20 protein-coding genes and 1 tRNA gene are annotated in these 19,702 nt (G+C 67.6%); 5 read left to right on the top strand and 16 right to left on the bottom strand.

Annotation, left to right across the window (positions count from 1 at the left end):
- The first annotated feature begins 69 nt into the window (after nucleotides 1-69).
- The 3 genes from RSD66_RS02675 to rplS all read left to right on the top strand — a co-directional run bounded on the left by RSD66_RS02675 (nucleotide 70) and on the right by rplS (nucleotide 3,330).
- Nucleotides 70-1,905 (top strand): DUF885 domain-containing protein, encoded by a 1,836-nt coding sequence (locus tag RSD66_RS02675; RefSeq protein ID WP_415288892.1) that lies wholly within the window; start codon nucleotides 70-72, stop codon nucleotides 1,903-1,905.
- 281 nt (nucleotides 1,906-2,186) lie between these two features.
- Nucleotides 2,187-2,912 carry a tRNA (guanosine(37)-N1)-methyltransferase TrmD gene (trmD, locus tag RSD66_RS02670; RefSeq protein ID WP_415288891.1) on the top strand — a complete coding sequence of 242 codons (726 nt, stop codon included), beginning with the start codon at nucleotides 2,187-2,189 and terminating at the stop codon, nucleotides 2,910-2,912.
- Between the two features lies 1 nt (nucleotide 2,913).
- Entirely contained in the window at nucleotides 2,914-3,330 is a 417-nt protein-coding gene (gene rplS / locus RSD66_RS02665; protein ID WP_024353812.1) for a 50S ribosomal protein L19, read from the top strand.
- A 115-nt stretch (nucleotides 3,331-3,445) separates the two neighbouring features.
- Here the strand turns inward: rplS and RSD66_RS02660 are convergent, their stop codons facing one another.
- The 5 genes from RSD66_RS02660 to RSD66_RS02640 all read right to left on the bottom strand — a co-directional run bounded on the left by RSD66_RS02660 (nucleotide 3,446) and on the right by RSD66_RS02640 (nucleotide 7,187).
- Nucleotides 3,446-3,937, bottom strand: coding sequence for a PA2169 family four-helix-bundle protein (locus RSD66_RS02660; RefSeq protein ID WP_024353813.1), 492 nt, complete (start codon nucleotides 3,935-3,937; stop codon nucleotides 3,446-3,448).
- A 70-nt stretch (nucleotides 3,938-4,007) separates the two neighbouring features.
- Nucleotides 4,008-4,865 (bottom strand): tryptophan 2,3-dioxygenase, encoded by an 858-nt coding sequence (locus RSD66_RS02655; RefSeq protein WP_415288890.1) that lies wholly within the window; start codon nucleotides 4,863-4,865, stop codon nucleotides 4,008-4,010.
- Between the two features lie 66 nt (nucleotides 4,866-4,931).
- The gene (locus RSD66_RS02650) at nucleotides 4,932-5,462 is read right to left on the bottom strand and encodes a CHAP domain-containing protein (protein WP_003166844.1); all 531 of its coding nucleotides are present in this window, start codon (nucleotides 5,460-5,462) and stop codon (nucleotides 4,932-4,934) included.
- A 32-nt stretch (nucleotides 5,463-5,494) separates the two neighbouring features.
- Nucleotides 5,495-6,628, bottom strand: a complete 1,134-nt coding sequence (locus RSD66_RS02645; protein WP_415288889.1) for an acyltransferase family protein — start codon at nucleotides 6,626-6,628, stop codon at nucleotides 5,495-5,497.
- Nucleotides 6,629-6,710: 82 nt separating this feature from the next.
- Entirely contained in the window at nucleotides 6,711-7,187 is a 477-nt protein-coding gene (locus RSD66_RS02640; RefSeq protein WP_415288888.1) for a COG3650 family protein, read from the bottom strand.
- A 97-nt stretch (nucleotides 7,188-7,284) separates the two neighbouring features.
- Between RSD66_RS02640 and RSD66_RS02635 the strand changes: the two genes are divergently transcribed.
- Complete coding sequence (locus RSD66_RS02635) at nucleotides 7,285-8,445, top strand: DNA cytosine methyltransferase (protein ID WP_415288887.1); 1,161 nt, start codon at nucleotides 7,285-7,287, stop codon at nucleotides 8,443-8,445.
- A 4-nt stretch (nucleotides 8,446-8,449) separates the two neighbouring features.
- Here the strand turns inward: RSD66_RS02635 and RSD66_RS02630 are convergent, their stop codons facing one another.
- The 4 genes from RSD66_RS02630 to RSD66_RS02615 form a co-directional block, all read right to left on the bottom strand.
- Nucleotides 8,450-8,758 (bottom strand): hypothetical protein, encoded by a 309-nt coding sequence (locus RSD66_RS02630; RefSeq protein WP_415288886.1) that lies wholly within the window; start codon nucleotides 8,756-8,758, stop codon nucleotides 8,450-8,452.
- Nucleotides 8,759-8,766: 8 nt separating this feature from the next.
- Nucleotides 8,767-9,126, bottom strand: coding sequence for a YdbL family protein (locus tag RSD66_RS02625; RefSeq protein ID WP_024353820.1), 360 nt, complete (start codon nucleotides 9,124-9,126; stop codon nucleotides 8,767-8,769).
- A 19-nt stretch (nucleotides 9,127-9,145) separates the two neighbouring features.
- Entirely contained in the window at nucleotides 9,146-9,334 is a 189-nt protein-coding gene (locus RSD66_RS02620; protein WP_003166838.1) for a YnbE family lipoprotein, read from the bottom strand.
- 88 nt (nucleotides 9,335-9,422) lie between these two features.
- Nucleotides 9,423-12,548, bottom strand: coding sequence for a YdbH domain-containing protein (locus RSD66_RS02615; protein ID WP_415288885.1), 3,126 nt, complete (start codon nucleotides 12,546-12,548; stop codon nucleotides 9,423-9,425).
- A gap of 401 nt (nucleotides 12,549-12,949) precedes the next feature.
- Here RSD66_RS02615 and RSD66_RS02610 point away from each other — a divergent pair, with 401 nt between their 5' ends.
- A complete protein-coding gene (locus tag RSD66_RS02610) occupies nucleotides 12,950-14,305 on the top strand; it encodes a peptidoglycan DD-metalloendopeptidase family protein (protein WP_415288884.1) in 1,356 nt (451 codons plus the stop codon).
- A 21-nt stretch (nucleotides 14,306-14,326) separates the two neighbouring features.
- Here RSD66_RS02610 and RSD66_RS02605 read toward each other — a convergent pair whose 3' ends face one another.
- The 7 genes from RSD66_RS02605 to RSD66_RS02575 form a co-directional block, all read right to left on the bottom strand.
- Nucleotides 14,327-16,009 carry a TadG family pilus assembly protein gene (locus tag RSD66_RS02605; protein ID WP_415288883.1) on the bottom strand — a complete coding sequence of 561 codons (1,683 nt, stop codon included), beginning with the start codon at nucleotides 16,007-16,009 and terminating at the stop codon, nucleotides 14,327-14,329.
- 1 nt (nucleotide 16,010) lies between these two features.
- On the bottom strand, nucleotides 16,011-16,430 hold the full coding sequence (locus tag RSD66_RS02600; protein WP_003166833.1) for a TadE/TadG family type IV pilus assembly protein: 420 nt from the start codon (nucleotides 16,428-16,430) through the stop codon (nucleotides 16,011-16,013).
- 128 nt (nucleotides 16,431-16,558) lie between these two features.
- Nucleotides 16,559-16,633 (bottom strand) — tRNA-Gly (locus RSD66_RS02595).
- 94 nt (nucleotides 16,634-16,727) lie between these two features.
- Nucleotides 16,728-17,687: a TraB/GumN family protein gene (locus tag RSD66_RS02590; protein WP_415288882.1), complete on the bottom strand. Its 960-nt coding sequence runs from the start codon at nucleotides 17,685-17,687 to the stop codon at nucleotides 16,728-16,730.
- A gap of 41 nt (nucleotides 17,688-17,728) precedes the next feature.
- Nucleotides 17,729-17,926, bottom strand: coding sequence for a helix-turn-helix transcriptional regulator (locus RSD66_RS02585; RefSeq protein WP_025976128.1), 198 nt, complete (start codon nucleotides 17,924-17,926; stop codon nucleotides 17,729-17,731).
- Between the two features lie 10 nt (nucleotides 17,927-17,936).
- On the bottom strand, nucleotides 17,937-18,380 hold the full coding sequence (locus RSD66_RS02580) for a hypothetical protein (protein WP_415288881.1): 444 nt from the start codon (nucleotides 18,378-18,380) through the stop codon (nucleotides 17,937-17,939).
- Between the two features lie 80 nt (nucleotides 18,381-18,460).
- Nucleotides 18,461-19,675: a DNA recombination protein RmuC gene (locus tag RSD66_RS02575; RefSeq protein ID WP_024355092.1), complete on the bottom strand. Its 1,215-nt coding sequence runs from the start codon at nucleotides 19,673-19,675 to the stop codon at nucleotides 18,461-18,463.
- Nucleotides 19,676-19,702: the final 27 nt, after the last annotated feature.

Raw genomic sequence — 19,702 nt, 5'->3', positions numbered from 1 at the left:
TTAGCCGCTTGCGTCCCGCCACGCTTCGCGAAAGAGTGCGCCCCTTATTGTACCGAGGGGGTCTTTCTCATGCGTCGTCTTCTGATTTCATCCGCCGCCGTTCTGGCGCTCTGCGCCGCCGCGCCCGCCGCCATGGCTCAAGCGGCGCCCGCCGCGGCGCCCGCCCAAGCCCAGAGCGAGGACGCGCGGCTCAACGCCTTCTTCGAACAGGCGTTCGAGGCGCGCGTGGCCCTCAGCCCCCAGCGCATGACCTCGCTGGGCCGCAAGACCGACTATGACAAGCTGGACGACGTCTCCGACGCCGCCGCCGAACGCTCGCTGGCGCTTCAGGAAACCCAGCTGGCCCAGATGAAGGCTCAGTTCGATCCGACCAAGCTGAGCGAGCAGAGCCGCCTGTCCTGGCGCCTGTTCGAGCACGGCGTGCAGCAGGCGCGCCTGTCGAACCAGTGGCGCGACTGGGGCTTCCAGTTCGCCGCCAACGGCAACCCGACCACCAGCCTGCCGGTCTTCCTGATCAACAACCACCGCATCGCAAGCGTGTCTGACGCCGAGGCCTATGTCGCCCGCCTGAACGCCGCCGAACGCTACATGGGCCAGGTCGCCGACACCCTGAGCGCACGCGCCGGCAAGGGCGTGGTGTCGCCGCGTTTCGTGTTCGAGCCCTCGATCGACAACACCCGCGCGGTGATCGCCGGAGCGCCGTTCGACGGCGGCGCCGACAACCCGGTCTGGGCCGACTTCCAGAAGAAGATCGCCGCCCTCGAAGCCGATCAGGCGACCAAGGACCGTCTGCTGGCCTCGGCCCGCGAAGCTCTGACCGGCCCCTACAAGCGCGGCTTCGACACGGTGCTGGCCGCCCTCGGCCAGGTGCAGACCCAGGCCGATAGCGACGCGGGCGTCTGGCGCCTGCCGCAGGGCGAGGCCTATTACAACGCGCGCCTGCAGCTCTCGACCACCACCGACCTGACCGCCGACCAGATCCACCAGATCGGCCTGGACGAGGTCGCCCGCATCCAGCGCGACATGGAGACGATCAAGGCCCAGGTCGGCTTCACCGGCACGCTGCAGGAGTTCTTCCACTTCCTGAAGACGGACCCGCAGTTCCAGTATCCGAACACGCCCGAGGGCAAGGAAGCCTATCTGACCGACGCCCGCGCCTTCGTGGCCCAGGTGATGGCCGTGGCGCCGCAGTGGTTCTCCAACCTGCCCAAGGCGCCGCTGGAGGTCCGCGCGGTCGAGCCGTTCCGTGAGGCCACCGCCTCCATCGCCTTCTACAACTCGCCCGCGCCGGACGGCTCGCGCCCGGGCATTTACTACGTCAACCTGTCGGACATGACCCAGGTGCTGAAGCCCCAGATCGAGGGCATCAGCTATCACGAGGGCGCGCCGGGCCACCACTTCCAGATCGCCTATGCGCAGGAGATGGAGCACCTGCCCAGCTTCCGCCGCTTCGGGGGCTACGGCGCCTATTCCGAAGGCTGGGGCCTGTATGCCGAGCGCCTGGGCAAGGAGATGGGCTTCTATCAGGACCCCTATTCCGACTTCGGCCGCCTCTCGACCGAGCTGTGGCGCGCGGTGCGTCTGGTGACCGACACCGGCCTGCACGCCAAGCGCTGGAGCCGCGAGCAGGCGATGGACTATTTCCGCCACAACTCCCTGCTGTCCGAGCGCGACATTCAGAAGGAAGTCGAGCGCTACATCACCAATCCCGGCCAGGCGACCAGCTACAAGATCGGCGAGCTGAAGATCGAGGAGTTGCGCGCCAAGGCCGAGGCGGCGCTGGGCGACCGCTTCGACATCAAGGACTTCCACACCGTGGTCCTGGGCTCGGGCGCCGTGCCGCTGGACGTGCTGGGCGACCTGGTCGACGCCTGGATCGCCAAGGGCGGCGGCCACCCGGCCTAAGTCTTCCTAACGCGAGTCCCTCTCCCGATGGGAGAGGGATTGAGCGCACGATAGCGTCAGCGATCGTTCTTGCGCGAAAGGGTGAGGGTTCTCGGCCAAAGTCGGCCGAAGGCCGTCGAGCCACGGCTTACGCCGACTGAGAAGGCAAGCCCCTCACTCTTTCGCCTGCGCCAATCGCTTCGCTCTTGGAGGCTCAAGCCCTCTCCCGCCGGGAGAGGGAGCGGGCGTCGACTGCAGTCGGAGTCGGATTTTTCCCACTTTCTGGTGTATGAGCCGCCGCCATGCCCTTTACCGCCACCGTCCTGACCATGTTCCCCGAGGCCTTTCCCGGACCGCTGGGGGTGTCGCTGATCGGCACCGCCTGGCGCGAGAAGGGGCTGTGGGACCTGCAGACGCTGGACATTCGCGCGTTTTCCGAAGATAAGCGCGGCTTCCTGGACGACACCCCTGCGGGTGGCGGTCCCGGTCAGGTGCTTAAAGCGGACGTGGTGGCCAGGGCTCTCGACAGCCTGGAAGGCCCATCTCGGCCGCTTTTGTACATGAGCGCACGCGGCAGGCCCCTGACGCAGGCGCGGGTTACGGAATGGGCCAAGGCCGACGGCATCGTCGTCCTGTGCGGCCGTTTCGAGGGGGTGGACCAGCGGGTGCTCGACGCCCGGGGGTTCGAGGAGGTCTCCGTCGGGGACGCGGTGCTCGCCGGCGGCGAGGCGGCGGCCATGGTGGCGATCGAGGCGTGCGTCCGGTTGGTTCCGGGGGTTCTGGGTGCGGCGGAAAGCCTGTCCACCGAGAGCTTCGAGGACGACCTGCTTGAGCATCCGCAGTACACGCGACCGCGGACGTTCGAGGGCCACGACATCCCCGAGATCCTGTTGTCGGGCGATCACAAGAAGATCGCCCAGTGGCGTCAGGCGCAAAGGGAAGCGACGACGCGGGAGCGGCGCCCGGACCTCTGGGAGCGGCATCTCGCCAACTTACAGGTAAAGAGCAAACAAGCTCCGGAGAAATAACATGAACATCGTCCAGCAACTCGCTGCCGAAGAAAAAGCCCGCCTGCTCGAAGGCAAGACCATCCCCGAATTCCAGCCGGGCGACACCCTGCGCGTCAACGTGCGCATCAAGGAAGGCGAGCGCGAACGCATCCAGGCGTTCGAAGGCGTCTGCATCGCCCGTGACGGCGGCGGCGTGAACGAGACCTTCACGGTCCGCAAGATTTCGTTTGGTGAAGGCGTGGAGCGCCGCTTCCCGATCCTGTCGCCGAACGTCGACTCCATTGAAGTGAAGCGTCGCGGCGTCGTCCGTCGCGCCAAGCTGTATTACCTGCGCGACCGTCGCGGCAAGTCGGCCCGGATCGCCGAGCGCCAGACGGCCCGCAAGGTCGCCGTCCCGGCCGCCGGCACGACCGAGAAGGCCGGCGACGAGGCCTGATTTCAGGCTTCGGCTTCGCGCTGAAGATCAAAAGCCCCGGCGGAAACGCCGGGGCTTTTTAGTGCGCTATCGCTCGCCGCGCGGCGGCTCGCTGCTTGAGCGTGGTTTACGTGCGCTACCGCTCGCCGCGCGGCGGCTCGCTGCTTGAGCGCGCTCTGTCGCCCGCGAGACTGTGTTTCAGCGCGCTGAGTTGATCATATCCTGCGCAGACTTCGCCATAGGCGCGGCGGATGCTCTCCTTGGTCGTAGCCGACAGGGCCTCGTCCGCCAGCGCCCGCTCGAACCGGCTTTTCAACTGATCCTCGCCGTTTTCGACCGTATCGATCATGGAGACCTCGCTGCGCAGCAGGGCGTGGCTGATATCGCTGAAAGCGCGCTGGGCCTTGGCTAGGATGGAGCCGTCCTCATCGGAGGAACCGCCGCGCTCGCGCACCGCCGCCTTGAGTTCTTCGGCCAGACGGCGACGCTCGGACGCCCGCGCCTCGAACCAGTGGCGATAGGCGCCGTCAGCTGTTTCGACCGCAGCTTCATGATAGCCGTCGGCGCTGTCGATCAGCCCCTCGATCAGACTGTTGAGGACCTTGATGTCGTGACTGTTGCCGCTCATCGGAAACCTCCTTGGCCGTTTCACAGGTTCAATCCCTGCCAGCAGCGAAGGTTGCCGATCTGCCCGCGCTCTACAGCTTGGTGCGCAGCGACCAGAGTTCAGGGAAACAGCGGCGCTTCAGCGTCTCGACCAGATAGCCCACGCCATCAGTGCCGCCCGTGCCCTGACGACGGCCGATGATGCGCTCGACCGTGACCACATGCTTATGCCGCCAGGTCAGCAGGGCGTCGTCCAGATCGACCAGCTTCTCGGCCAGTTGGTACAGGGGCCACCAGCGCTCGGTGTCGCGATACACCTCCAGCCAGGCGGCCTCGACGCCCTCGTCGGCCTCATAGGACTGGCTGACGTCGCGGTTCAGCACGGCGTCGGGCACCGGCAGGCCCGCGCGGGCCAGCTGACGCAGGACGTCGTCATAGAGGCTGGGCGATTCCAGCGCCGCCTTCAGCGCCGCATGGGCGTCGGGGCGTTCGACGTGGAAGCGCAGGAACCGAGGGTCCTTCAGACCCAGCATGGTCTCCAGACGGCGGAACTGATCGCTCTGGAACCCCGAGCTGGCGCCCAGGTCGCCCCGGAATTTCAAATAGTCGGCGGGCGTCATGGTAGCGAGGATGTCCCAGCTCTGGGTCATCACCGACTGGATGCGGCTGACGCGGGCCAGGCTCTTGTAGGCGGGCACCAGATCGCCCGCGCGCACCAGCGTCTGCGCCAGGGCCACCTCGTGCAGGATCTGCTTGAGCCACAGTTCCTTGGTCTGGTGGATGATGACGAAGAGCATCTCGTCATGCTGGTCGGAGCGCGGCTTCTGGGCGGACAGGATGTCGTCAAGCGCCAGATAGCCGGCGTAGGTCACGCCCTGCGGCTCGTGCTTGGCCGTGTCGATGGCCCGATCCCGAATATTGGGTCCGCGAATGTCGTTTGCGTCGGTCATGAACCAGCTATCGCCCGATCAGCCGAGCGGGGCCAGACCCTTTTTCGACGCGGCCGCGACCTGGGGTTAGTTGGCCGCGCGGTCGTCGGCGATAGCGTTGGCGGCCATCTGGCGGCCGTTGGCGAAGGCGTCGCGGGCGCCGTTATAGATGAAGCCGTAGGTCGGATAGACGGTAGTGCCCAGATCGTTGATCGGGTTGTACCAGACCTTCACCCGGCTCCAGTCGCCAGAGGAGGAGACGTCGACGACGGTGACGTTTTCTTCGACCTTGCCGCGGCTGCCGCCCCAGTTGGCGTGGGTGACGCGGATCACCCGGTCGGTCAGGACGTCGGAGACGACGGCGACGTGGCCGGCGCTCATCCGGCCGTGGGGCTGGAACACCAGGACCGAGCCGGTCTCAGGGGCATTGCCGGTGCGGAACTTGCTGACAGCCTGACGCCACCAGGTCCAGGCGTCGCCGAAAATCTGAATCCCCGAGAACATGCGCGCGAAGGTGACGCACTGCCAGTAGGGGTCGCCGGCCTGGGCCGGGGTGGTGCTGAAGGCGAAGAAGCCAAGGGTCGCCGCAAGGGCGGCGGCTGTGAGCCGTTTCATCATCTGGCGTGCTCCCGACTGAACGCGGACAAGCCTTAGACGATAGGGTCAGAATGTTGAAGAACTGTTTCCGACTGTTTCCCCCGTCGATCCACAGATGATCGACGCCGTTTCGCCCATCCGCGCAGGAAACTGCGGGCCGGGCGCTCGATCAGCCGATGAACAATCGCAGCGACGACGATCAGTCCGGCGATGATCGCCAGCCACAACACCAGCGGAAGCTGCTTGTCTTCAGCGCCGGTCAAACGGGCGACGACATTGACCGCCAGTATCTGCCACGGGGCGCACAACATATAGACGGCATAACTGATCTCGCCGAGATAGACGGCCGGCGCCGATCCCAGCAGGCCCGCCTTGTCTGCGGGAATGCTGGCCAGGGCCAGGATCAGCAGACCGCCCGACAGGACGGTGATCCCGTCCCAGCTCAACAGGGCGGCGCTGAGCGCCATCACGACCGCCGCCGCCGCAGCCAGCAGGCCCGCGCGCGGCAGGGGCGCCCGGCGGTAGACCAGGTAGAGGGCGCAGCCGTAGGCGAAGCAGGGCACGATCCGCAGCGCCCCCCATTTGAACGTCGCCTCGGTCAGGCGATAACCCGCGACGCGCTCGAAGCCGACATAGAGGGCCGCCAGAAACAGGGCCGCCGCCCCCGTCGCCACCCACGGCCGGTTCCGCAGCTTCCATGCGGCGGCGGCGAAGAGCGGGAAGGTCAGATAGGCGAACCACTCAGCCGAAATCGACCAGGACGGGTGGTTCCAGCCCGCCTCGCCCGCGAAGCCCCAGGCGTGGAGCATCAGCAGATTGGGCAGAAGGGTCTTCCAGCTGAGGATGCCGGAATCGATCGCCATCCCCGCCGCCGTCGCCGCCAGCCCCAGGGCCATGACGCCGAACAGGGTGAACAGGTGCAGCGGATAGATCCGCGCGATGCGCGCCCACAGGAAACCCTTATAGCCGAAGCGCTTCTCGCCGAAGGCCTGCAGGTAGACGTGGCTGAGGATGAAGCCCGACAGGACGAAGAAGAGTTCGACCCCCAGATAGCCCTTGGCGGCCAGAGCAGGCATGCCGCCGACCGCCAGATTGGGCCACATCAGATAGACCACGACCCACAGGGCCGCGAGGAACCTGAGCGAAGTCAGGGGACGGATGTCGATCGGCGTCGCTAAGGGCGTCATGGGACCATCCTGGCCGGTGAACCGACCGGGGACAGCCCGGCCGCGCTGAGGGGATCAGTGCAAGCCCGGCGCCAGCTTGACCTTACTCGACGCGACCGCTTTCACCCGCTCGCTCGATCGCGGCCGTGGCGGCGGCGCAGCCGGTCAGGGTCTCGCCTCCGATCTCGACCTTGGCGGTCAGGGGATAGGTCCGGTCGCTCATGCCGTCCGAACAGTCGGTCGCCGTCAGGGTGACGGTCAGATCGGCGTCCGCTTCAGTCTTCGTCGTCCAGCTGACGAGGTTGCCCTGAAGCGTCGGGCCGGGGTTGGCGGCCCTCTGCTCCGGCCGGTCGACGCCGGAATAGATCAGGGCCTGCGGCGTGATCTCCACGGCCCAGAAGGGCTCGGTACCCAGCACGCGCACCGGCTGGTCCAGATCGACGCCTGCCAGGGCGCGAGGCTCGGCCTTGACGGCTTCCGGCGCCTTTTGGGCAGGTTGGGAGCAGGCGGCGAGGACCAGCGACAGGGCGGCGGCTGACAAGACGGCAGGCAGGGCGACGGACGGGGCGACGGCGCGCATAGGCGATCCTTTCTGAGGTTCGTCAGCCAAGGTCAGGGTTTGCCGCCGTCCCGTCAAGGCAGGCGCCAAAGCGGCGCGCCTGGGTTAATGTGGCGTCATGCCGATTCGTCCCGCACCAGCCACAGACTCAGGCGCCGCCTTCACGGCCTGCGAGTTCTTTGCGGGCGGCGGGCTGGCGGGGCTGGGGCTGCATCTGGGCGGCGCCGGTTTCCGCACTGTTCTGGCCAATGACATCGACGCAGCCAAGGCCCGCGCCTTTCGCGCCAACCACCCGGACACGCCGCTGATCCACGGAGATGTCTGGACGGTGACGCCCGATCAGGTTCCGGGCGCGCCGGACCTGTGCTGGGCCTCATCGCCGTGTCAGGACGTCAGTCTGGCGGGCGCGCGCGGCGGACTGAAGGCGCAGCGGTCGGGCGCCTTCTGGGGCTTCTGGAAGCTGATGCAGGGGCTGGACGCCGAGGGTCGGGCGCCGCGCCTCATCGTGCTGGAAAACGTGGTCGGCCTGCTGACCTCGGGCGAGGGACAGGACTTCGCCGCCGTATGCGGGGCGATGGTCGAGGCTGGTTACACGGTCGGGGCGCTGGAGCTGGACGCGGAACTGTGGCTGCCCCAGTCGCGCCCGCGCCTGTTCATCATCGCCATGCGGGGGATCGAGGGGCCGCGTCTGAAAGGCCCCGCCCTGCCCTTCCACTCGCCGCGCCTGACCGCCGCCTGGGCGCGGCTGCCGGCGCCCCTGAAGGCGAACTGGGCCTGGTGGCGGCTGGACACGCCGCCGCGCCGCAACCTCGATCTGGCGGCGGTGCTTGAGCCTGACGTTCCCTGTTTCGACGAGGCGGAGGCGCAGTCCCTGCTGGCCATGCTGTCGCCGCTGCACCGGGCGCGGCTGGAGGCGATCCAGGCCTCGGGCGAGCGGCGCGTGGGCGCCGCCTTCCGCCGGGTGCGGACCAAGGACGGGCGGAAGCTGCAACGGCTGGAGCTGCGCTTCGACGGGCTGGCGGGCTGTCTGCGCACGCCGTCGGGCGGATCGTCGCGACAGTATGTGGTCATTGTGGAGGACGGCCGGGTCGCCCTGCGCCGCCTGACCGGGCGCGAGGCGGCGCGGCTGATGGGGGTGGACGAGGCCTATCGCCTGCCCGCCAGCGAAAGCGCGGCGCTGAAGCTGATGGGCGACGCCGTGGCCGTGCCCGTCGTCGCGGCCCTGACACGCGGCCTGTTTCTGCCCGCCCTGACCGACAGCGCCGAAGCCGCAGCCTGAACCGTCAGTAATAGAGCTCTTCGTCCTTGCGGTCCTCGGAGCCTTCGATGCCGGGATCCAGATGGTTGTCGACCCGATCGTCCCAGCCGTCGCGATCCGAGCGGAAGGCCAGAGCCATCAACCCCCAGGCCAGGCCGACCGTGCCCAGCACGCCCAGCCCCATGGCGATCCAGCCGTGCAGGCTCATCTCGCCGCCGCCGATCAGACGCCAATAGGCCGCCAGCCCAAGCGTGCTGACGGCCGATATGGCGACGGCGAGAACCAGCGACCGCAGAAGCCGGACCAGCCGCCCGCCTCTGGAGGTCTTTGTCATGGCTCAGCTCAGCGCTGGACCCACTGGCCCTGGGCGTTCTTGTACCACTGGCCCGAGCTGATGCGCGGCAACAACTGGGTCTCGAACATCCGGGCCCCGGCCACTTCGGCCGTGGTGCCGGCGTCGGCGGCGCTGCGGGCGTAGGCCTGGCGACGACCGGCGTTGGTGGCGCTGATGGCGGCCTGGGTGTCGCCGTCGACCGAGGTGCGCACGCCGACATAGCCGTCAGCCTGCTCACCCGCCGAGCCTGCGGCCTTGGCCTGATCGACCAGAGCCTTCTGCGAGGCGGTCTGTGCCACGGCGGCGCCGGCGGCGACGCCCAGGGCGGCCACAGCGGCCACGGCGACGAAGAGTTTGCGATTAGTCATGTCAAAGCCCCCTTTCGTATCAGAACAGGTTGGGGTTTTCGCGGAGCAGGTTCTGCAGTTCCTGGTCCAGCTTGATGCGGATATCGGCGTCGAGCTTGGCGTAGATTTGCAGCGGCTCGCTGAACTTGATGTTCACCGTAGGCGCGCATGCGGCCAGGCTGACGGCGCTGAGGCCGAGCGCAGCGACGATCTGACGCTTGCTGATCATGAGGCCGATCTCCGAAGGCGGCGTTGGAAGTCACCGCCATATAACGCTGCGGCGAGTGAACGGGTTCTGAACAAAGCGGAGCCGCCGATCAAGGCTGCTCATCCGTCGTCAGCACGGGTGTTTCGCCGCGCCGGGCGTATTCAAGCAGGTCCGAGACGATCTGATTGGCGTTCCACGTCGTGTCCAGCGTCAGGTCGATCGGCGTATCGGACGGCAGATTCAGCTTCTTGTTCATGAAGTCGCGGCGGATCAGCTCCATAAAGGTCAGGCGCAACTGTTCGCGCTCGGGCGGATCGTGGCGGCCGTTGATGCGGAAGCGGACGCCCAGACGCCCCTCGTCCAGACTGTTGACCTCGGCGGTCAGGTCGCTGATCGCCAGGTCCTGCATGGCCTGATAGGCCAGATCCTGCATGGTGTTGGGCGGCAGATCGGCAGAGTTCGCGCCTCCACCCGCGCCGAGATCGTCGAACACCTCGGGCTGGATCGACAGACGGCCGGGCCGCACCCCGTTCAGCACGCCGCCGACGATGCGCCAGCCCGCCTTGGGGTCATAGGTGAAGGGCAGACGGCCGGACACCACGGCGTCCAGTTCCGCCTTGTCCTGAAGATTGGCGCTCTTCAGCAGCTCGTTCAGCTGCACGCCCTCGACCACGATCACCCCGCCCCAGCCCTCGCCGGGCGTCAGCGGCAGGGACAGGGGCTCGACGCTGATGCGCCCGCCCGCCGCCTGAATCCGCCCGCCGCCGATGGTCAGGGCTTTTTCGTCCAGGCCGAACGTCAACTGGAAATCGGTCAGCGGCGTCACCGTCTGCACGCGGTCGGCGGTCAGCTTCTGATCCGGCGCGGTGATCAGGGGCGTCAGACTGGTGAACTCCACCCGCCCTTTCAGACCCTGAACCTTGCCCGCCGGGCTGGTGAAATCCAGATCCGGCACGGTCAGAACGCCCGAACTGGTCGCCCCCTCGGCAGTCCAGTCGAACCGCCCCTCAAACCCGGCCGAGCCCTCGACCGGCGACTTCACATAGTCGGCGACCAGCGGGCTGAGGTCGTCGGGCTGAAGCCCATGCTCGGTGAAGATCAGGTTGGGCGCGGAAATCGCCGCCCCGCCCGCCTGAAGGCGCCCGTCGTGGCGCAGGTCGATGCGGCCGACCTCATAGTCCAGTCGACTGAGATCGAAACCGGCGGTCCAGACCTCATCGGCGAGTTGCGCCTCGCCCTTGGCCTGAAGCGGAAGGAAGCGGGCCGGATCAGCGACGTCGGACGCCTGGGCCTTGGAGATCGCGGCTCGCATCGACAGCCCCTTGGCCGTGCCGTCGACGGCCAGAGAGCCTTCCGCTTCGGAAAACCGCATCTCAAGAAACGGCGCCGTCGCCGCTACATCGGCCAGACGAGCCCGCGCGCGCCAGGCGCCGCCCTGGGCCGTGATCAGGGGCTCCCCGCCGGGGCAGAGGCGCCCCGAGATCGCCTCGACCGAGTTCTCTCCCAGATCCAGCTTGCCGACCGTCAGAGGAATGCAGTCGTCGGCCGTATAGGTAAGCCGCCCGCCCGACGAAGCCAGTTCGCCCTGAGTGCTGAAGGCGATATCGCGCGCCGGGCCGAAGTCCAGCCCGGCCCGTCCCTTGAGGCGCGCCGCAAAGCCGCCGCGCGTCAGACGCCACTCGACCCCTTCAAAGCGGGCTTCCGGCAGGCCGCCGCCGCGCGTGGAGGTCAGGCTCAGCGCCCCGCCCCCATTTGCCCCCTCGCCCGAGGTGAACAGGGGCTTGCGGTGGGCCTCCAGCCGCACCTCGCCGCCGTTGGCCGGGCGCGCCGTGATCGGCTGCGGCAGGGTCAGCTCCAGTCCGGCGTTGTCGCTGGCCAGGCGGATGCGCGGCGCGTTCAGGGCGAAGTCGCCCAGGGCGCGTTTCAACTCGGCCATTTCCGGCAGGTCGTCCGCTGTCGGCGCGCCCATAGAGGTCACGGCGGCATGATCGACCTTGAGCGCGCCCTGAACATCGATGCGGGTCACGGCGTCGCGCACGATATCCACATTCAGCGCGCCGTTGGCGCTACGCAGGTTGAAGTCCTTGGCGCGCACGGAGCGCGCCTGAAGCGTCACTGGGCCCTGCACCTCCAGCGCATCGCCGTGGCCGCCCGCGCGCAGGCTGGCCGAGGTCAGGTCCAGCCCCTCCAGCCGCGTGTCGCCCGCCCGGCCCGAACCGGCGCTGAGGCGCGCAGGCATCGTCAGCCGCCACTGCGCTTGCCCCGCATCGACGCCGCCGGACACCGACAGATCGGCGTCCGTCAGACGAAGGTCCAACGCGTTCGCCTGTAGCCCCTCGCCGGCGACAGCGGCCGCCGCGGCCGTCGCCTGCCCCTTGCCCGTCAGCGCGTATTTGTTGAGCCAGCCCGAGACCTGACCGTCGAAACTGAGGTCGGCGCCAAGCGCGCGCCCCCGGATCCCGGCGCCGCTCGCCGCATCGGCCGAGAACCGGCCGGTCAGGGCGATGCGCCCGTCGCCGCGCCGCGTCTTCATGTCCGGATAAGGCAGGTCGCCTTTCAGATGCAGGACCGCGCCCTCGCCGCTAGCCTGATCCCCAGCTGCAAACCGTTCCGCCTGAAGATCAAGCGCGATCGCCAGCCGATCGCCGGTCGTCGTCGCCTCGACCACGCCGCCCAGACCGCGCGCCTCGATCCCGCCGCTCTTGAGCGAGGCCGCAGGCATACGGCCCGACAGACGCATCAGCTTGCCGTTGTCGATGCGCGCGTCGGCCAGCAGATTAACCGGCCCGTATTCCGTGTCGATGCGCGCCTGACCGCTTTCGACGATGACGAGGGGCGCGCGCGAATCCGGCTTGGGCGGCTTGCCGGTGAACTCTTCGACCAGAGGGTCCAGACTGCCCAGAGACAGCTTGCCGTCCTTCCACGCCGCGCGGACGATCGGCCGAACCAGCCGCACCCGACTGGGCGTCACGCCCAGCCCGGCTTTCGACCAGGGCAGGCCCACGGCGTAATCGACCTCGACCCGCTCGACCTTGAAATCTGGATTATTGGGATCGCCGATGGAGATCCTGCCGACGAAGCCGTTGACCTCCAACCGCTCGACCTCGACGTCGGCGTCGATGCCCTTGCGCTCCAGCCAGCCGACCAGCAGTTCGCGCGCCGCCGCCCGGCGGTTCAGATAAAGCGCCGCCGCCAGCACCAGAATCACCATCAGGGCGACCCCGGCGCCCTTCATCAGGGCCCGCATAGGGGAAGGCTTGCGAGGTCGCTCGCGCGGCGAGGAAGGATCGGCGTCTTCGGTCAAGGTCGCGGGACGATCATCATCTAACGGTTGAAGGCGACAACGCCACAAAATGCGCCACGATGACAGTCGTTGCCTTGCGACAACTATACCGTGTCATCATCGCCACTACACGACGATCAGACCCTAAAAATGGCGAAGATTCACGACAAGGCCGCAGCGAACGTCGAAATACTTCATCAATCCCCCGCCAAGTTAACCGAATGTAACCTGACCGCTTCCCAACATGGATCAGGCGGGCTATACGGCTCGCTTCACTGTCGGTCGGGGACGTCCGACGTGACCTAATTTCGACTGGTCTGGCGCAGCACGCGTCGTCGATTCGCCGGGGACCCATGGCTCAGTTCGATCCTCGCCGCCAGCCTGTTCGGCTTGCGCCGCACCTGCTGACCACCTGCGCCGCCGTCGGCATCGCCCTGCTTGCGGGTCGAGGGTTTGAACAGGTGAAGGCCGAGGAGGTTCCCCCTCTGACGGCGGAACAGATCGAATTCCTGGAAGCCCAGGCCTACGCCGCCGCCGCCGCTCCGGCCGGCATGACCACCCCCGAAGCCATTCCCGTGCAGATTCGTCGCGGCGAGACGTTCGAACAGGCCGTGCGCCGCACCGGCGTCGGCGCCGAAGAAGCCCGCGCCGTGGCCGACACCGTCGCCAGCGCCTTCGACCTCAAGGACCTGCGCGCCGGCCTGCGTTTTGAAACCGCCGTGTCCAAGCCGCGCGGCGGCATGGGCGACGCCCGCCTGATCGGCCTGACCATGCGCACCGGCCCGGCCAGCCAGCTGACCGTGTCGCGCAGTTTCGACGGCGCGCTTCGCCTACGCTCGCTCGACGAGAAGGTGACCGAGGAAACCGTCGTCGCCAACGACAAGGTTCAGCGCTCCCTGTCCGCCAGCGCCCGCGAACTGGGCGCCACCTCGGCCGTGGTGCGCCGCGCCAGCCAGCTGTTCGCCCACAAGTTCGACATGCAGCGCGACGTGCGCGCCGCCGATGAATTCACCCTCGTCTTCGACCGCAAGGTCACCGAATCGGGCCGCACCGTCGAGACCGGCGAACTCCTCTATGCCGAGCTGAAGGGCCACGCCTTCTATCGCTTCCAGCCTGCCGGCTCGAAGACGGCTCAGTATTTCGACGCCACCGGCAAGAATACGCGCACCGCCATGATGCGCACGCCGCTGCAGAACTTCCGCCGTGTCAGCTCCAACTTCGGCGTCCGCACCCACCCGATCTCGGGCTATCGCAAGATGCACCAGGGGATGGACTTCGCCGCATCGACCGGCACCCCGGTCGTGGCCCCCGCCGACGGCGTGGTGGTCGAGGCCCGCCGCTGGGGCGGCTACGGCAACTGGCTACGCATCCGCCACGCCAACGGTCTGGAAAGCGGCTACGGCCACCTGTCGCGCTACGCCTCGGGCATGCGCGCGGGCCAGCGCGTGACCCAGGGCCAGGTCGTCGCCTATGTCGGCTCGACCGGCGCCTCGACCGGACCGCACCTGCACTATGAAATCTGGCGCAACGGCCAGCGGATCAATCCCTCGGGCATCAAGACCCAGGAAGGCACCGTCTTGGCGGGCGCCGACCTGAACGCCTTCCGCGCCGAGAAGGCCCGCATCGACCGCATCATCGCCGCCGGCGGCCAGCGCCGCCCCGCCGCCGTGCAACAGGCCGCCAACGGCCTGCGTCCCGCCGAAGGCTGATCGCCGGGCGACAGTCGCGCCTCAACCGACCAGTTGCGGCGCGCCTTCCTGATTCGGACACCGCACGCCGTGTACCCAAAGGTCCGCCTCGCCCAGACGCACGCCCAGAAGCTCCAGCAGGGGCTGAACCACCCCGTCCAGAACGGGGCCTAGCGGCGTCAACAGCCCCCGGACGGTCCCCAACAGTTCGCTGACCGGCAAACTTATCAGCCCCCCCAGCAACTCGACCTTCAGGTCCAGTTTCGTCAGCAGGCTCACGATCACCCCCTGGCCGAACTGTTTCGAGCCCACAGTCTTGGGTTCGCCCGCGCCGATATCGGCAGCGGTGAAGCGGACCTGGCGCCAATCAGGGTCGGCCGCCTCTATGTCCGCCCGACCGGTCACATTCGCCACCTTGAGACCGAGAAGCCCCAGGACCGACACGAGAGGCGCAGGCGTGACGTTCAGTTTCGACTTGAAGTCCCGCAGTTTGGTCTTGTCGACGGCGCCGATCGCCGCCCGCGCCACGCCCGGCTTGACCTCCAGCGTTACGCCGGGCCCGGGGCCGCAGTCGATCTGCTTCAGCCGCGCCTCCGCGCTCGCCGCTTCGATCAGGACAGGAAGTTTGATCGCGGTGAGATCCGACAGGGCCTTGGCGGTCGTCGCCTCAAGATAAAGCCGCGTCTGCACCGTGCGGATGATCGGCTCGCCCTTGCTGGTCACCGTCAGCCAGGGCGACCGGTTCGGTCGCTCGCCGATGGCCAGCATGACATCCAGGTCGGCGATGCCGAGCCGCGCGCCCACATCCAGCGCCAACTGGCGTTCCTTGTTCGCCGTTTGCAGGGTCGCCATCAGCAGATCAAAGACAGACACCTGAGCGTTCAACCGCTCACGCAATCCCTGACGGGCGTCGGCCTCCACGCCGATCAGGTCGCCGAGCTTCAAACGGGCGTCCGCGGGTGCGCCCGCCAGCTTGCTCAGCGCGCTGCTGGGCCCCGAGCCTGCAATCCGCTCCAGCACGCGCAGGACACGCCCCGTCTCGACCTCATGCTTCAGCAGGGCGTCATAGTCCCCCGCCGTCACCCCCAGGTCCGCCGCCAGCGCGTCCGAGAACTGCAACAGGCTGACCTGGGCGTCGAGCAGGCTTCTGTAATCCATCAGGGTCAGCGACACGCGGCCGCCCAAGAGGCCCGACAACAGACTGTTGGCCAGCCCCCCATCAACCGACCCCAGCCGCGACCCAATCGAGAACATGGCTGTCGGCGCGCCGCCGGGCCGCGCGGCCGTCGCCTGTTTGGTGACCGACACCGCATCACGCCCCAGAACGACGCGGCCAAAGAACAAGGGGGCGGGCGCCGTCGCCGTCACCTGCGCCGCGTTGACCTGCCCTGCGGCCGCGACGAACCTCTGCGACGGCTTCAGCCTGGGGTCCGGCGTATAGACGCCAGTCTGCACGCTCAGGGTCGCGATATCCGCCAGATTGGCCCGCGCCGTCGCCTCCGCCGCCGCTTCGGCGCGCTGAAGCGAGCCCGCGGCCGCCAGGGCTGACAGATCGACTGCGCCTTGCAACTCCCGCCCCTTCAGGACCACCATTCCCACATCGACCGCCAGGGCGGCGCTGACGCAGATCAGCGCGCCGGCGGCCGCCGACATGATCGTCACCCCGCCGCGCCGGTTTCGTCCCAGACGGACGATCAGATTGCGTACAGTCTTAGAACTAGCCATCTCAGACCTCATTGATCTGAATGACGGCGGCGCGACGGATGACCTTGGGCGGCGACACCGTCAGCGGGGCCAGGGCCATCAGAGGGTGATGACCGGCGTCATAGGCCACCACGACGCGGAAAAACCGACCGTCAACGCTGGTCTCGACGGTAGCGTCCGCGCTCCTCAGTCCCAGGTTGCGCAGATGTCCCGCGACCCCATCACGGGCCAACTGCTCCCGTTCGACTGCATCTAGCCCCGCGACCGCCGCGCGCGCGCCCTCCGACACCGCCGCCTGAACAGAATGGGCCATCCACAACCAGCCGCCGTAGACGATCATGCCGACGACCAGCAGCAGGAAGAAGGGACCGACGATAGCGAACTCGATCGCCGCCGCGCCTCTACGCCTGCCCGCTACACCAGAACCACACGCCTTCTGCATCGTCGCGCTCCTGACTGAGCAGCGATCATGCGAAACACAACTTAAAGGAGAATGTAGGCGCTGAACAACTCGCGCGCCCTACCGCTGCGTCGGAGCTCTGCGTGCTGGAGAAAGCGCTGGCGAAGTGTTGGAGCGGGTAGCGAGAATCGAACTCGCGACATTCAGCTTGGGAAGCTGACGTTCTACCTCTGAACTATACCCGCATCGCCTAGGCGAGCGCGGAAGATATAGGGCGCGGAGCAAAAGAAAAGGCCCGGCGAACCGGGCCCCTGATTTTTCTCAGATCAGGCGACGAGCCTAGTCGCGCACTTCCTCGACCTTGACGCCGCGCTTGGCCAGCATGGCCTGGACGCTGTCGGCGCCTGCCAGATGGCCCGCGCCCACCGAGATGAAGGCCGTGCCTGAACCTTCGAGCAGGGTCATGATCTGCTGGGTCCAGTCGGCGTTGCGGCGCGTCAGCATGACGTCGTACATCTCGGGAGACTGGTCCTTCATCTCCCGGCCGATCAGGGCGTCAAGGCCATCAACGTCGCCGGTCGACCAGGCGCCGACCATGCGACCCAGGAACTCGGGCGCCTGATCGAACTCCTTCAGGCCGGAGCGCAGCATGGCCAGTTGCGCCTCTTCGGACATGTCGGCGATCAAGCCGATCTGCTGCGACATGGTCTCAAAGCCCTTGATCGGCTTGCCGGTGGCGGCGGCGCGGGCGTGCAGCACCTGATCCCCGCCGTTCTGCGGCAGATAGCCGGCCTTGCTGATGCTGGCGATCGCCAGTTGCAGGGCCGCGAACCAGGGGCGCAAGGGATCCAGGGCGGCCCCCGTGGAACCGACCTGGCGTGCGGCGGCGTCGAGGTCGGCCAATTCTTCAGCCGTCAGCAGGCTGGACAGGGGGCGGTCGGGCGACACGCCCTTGGCCTGAAAGATCGGCACGGCGCCGGCCACATCGTTCAGATCGGCGATTTCAAACCAGTATTCGTCGGCGCTGGCGAAGGCCCGGTCCAGCTTGGCGCTGCCCCAAGGCGTCTCGGGCTTCAGCACATGGACGGTGCCGAACAGATAGAGGGTCGAATCCTCGTCCTTCACCACCCACAGGCGCGGACCCGATCCGGCCGGAGCGGCCACTACCGCGGCGGGATCGACGGCGGCGGGCGCCGCCTGGGCGAAGGCGGGCGTGGTCGGCGCCAACAGGGCGGCCGCCAGAACTGCGGTCGAGGCGGCGACGGAAACGGAGGCGCGGCTCCAAAGGCGGCGGATCATGGTCAGACTCCCAAGGGGTCGCAGAAAAAGCGGATGGCGCGTCAGCCCTCTTCGTCGATGAAGATGGACTCGATGGGCATTTCAAACAGCCGGGCGATCTTGAAGGCCAGCGGCAGGGACGGGTCATAGCGGCCGGTTTCGAGCGCATTCACCGTCTGGCGCGACACGCCCAGTTCCTGCGCCAGGTGCGCCTGGCTCCAGTCGCGCTCGGCGCGCAATACCTTGAGGCGGTTCTTCACGGCGTCCTCCTCAACGGCGTCCCAGCCACCACCAGGCCCAGGCCAGGCCGTAGCCGACGAGCTGGAACAGAAGAATGGCCATCATGCCGTTCAACAGCAGCTCCGGCGGCGTCTCGCCCGCCCATTGAGGCAGGACGACTTCGTCACGGCGCAGCGACAGGGCCATCAGCAGCACCGCGCCGACCGCCATGCCGCTGGTTCCGCCCCAGAACCAGGCCCATTTGTGAGCCTCACGCGCAGCCTCATCGAGATGACGCCACCACCAGACGCAGATCGACAGCGCCGCCGCCATCACCAGACTCAGCATCACGGCGGTCATGGCGAACCCGGCCACGCCGGGCTGTTCGGACAGGATGACGCCCAGGACGCCGCCGATCAGGCCCAGCCCCAGGGAGACCGCGAACACCAGCAGGGCGCCGCGAACTCCCAGCGGTTTGAATGATTTGAACGACATCAGCGCTCTCAAGCAGAAACAGACAAGTTTGTTTGTCAGTCCCAGCGCGGAACGTCAAGCGTGTTTGTCACATTCCGACGTCACTCCGGGGCGTTCAGTAACTCCGGACGGCTGAGGGCGCGGGGGGATTGTTCGACCGCATTCAGTTCGGGCAGCTCCTTGCCTTCGTGGTCGACCTTCAGGTCCTCGAAGCGGCGCGCCGAGACCATGACCTGACTCTCCAGCGAGCCGACGAACTGGTTGTAGCGGGAAACGGCCGCATCCAGCGCCTTGCCGACCGAAGCCGCGTGCCCCCCCATGACCGACAGCCGCTTGTAGAGCTCCTTGCCCAGCCTGGCGACGTCCTCGGCGTTCTTCGCCTGCTCCTCGGCGCGCCAGCCATAGGCGACCGCCTTGCACAGGGCGAACAGGGTGGTGGGCGTGACGATGACCACGCGCGAGGCCATCGCCGTGGTCATCAGGTCCGGCTCATGATCCAGCGCGGCGGCCAGGAAGGCGTCGCCGGGCACGAACATGGCGACGAAGTCGGGGCTGGGCTTGAACTGGTCCTGATAGGCCTTGGATGACAACTGGCGCACATGGGTCTTCATGCTGGCGGCGGTGCGCAGCGACATGGCGCGGGCCTGGGCCTCCTCGTCGCCGTCCGCCTCGTCGGCGAAGGCCAGCGACACCTTGGCGTCGATGACGAACATGCCGCCACCGGGCAGTTTGACGATGAAGTCCGGGCGCTGCTGGCGGCCCTCTTCGGTGGCCGAAGAGTTCTGCTCCTCGAAGTCGAAGCGGCCCGCCATGCCTGCGGCTTCCAGCACATTGCGGCAGGTCTGCTCCCCCCAGCGGCCACGACGGCCGGTGTTGCCCTTCAGCGCCTCGGTCAGGCGCCGCGCCTCGTCGCGGGTGGCGGTGGAGGCGGCCATCAACAGGTTGAGCTGCTCCTTCAGCCCGCCGTTCTCGTCGGCGCGCTGTTTTTCCAGCGCCGTGACGTGCTGCTGAAACTTGGCGAGGGTTTCCGAGACCGGCTTGAGCTGGGCCTCCATCCGTTCGCGCGCGACGCGGTCCTGGGCCTGAAAGGTCTCGGTGGCGCGCGCGACCAGCTTTGACGCGACCGCCTCGGCCGACTGCGAGGCCTGAGCCTTGAGAAACTCGGCCATGGAGTCGCGGCTCTCCTCCATCAGCTCCAGCCGGGCGTCAGCGGCGTCGAGCGCGCCGCGCGCCTTCTGCCAGCCCATATAGGCCCAGAGGAAACCGCCGCCCGCCATGAGCGCGACGACCAGCAGGATGAGTTCGAGCGTGTTCATGCTCCGTTCCTAGCGGGAGTCGGTGGC

The organism is Brevundimonas sp. S1H14 (genome assembly GCF_047716865.1).
Classification (GTDB): Bacteria; Pseudomonadota; Alphaproteobacteria; order Caulobacterales; family Caulobacteraceae; genus Brevundimonas; species Brevundimonas naejangsanensis.
The sequence above is the reverse complement of the archived record's forward strand: the minus strand, read 5'-3'. Positions and strand labels throughout refer to the sequence as shown.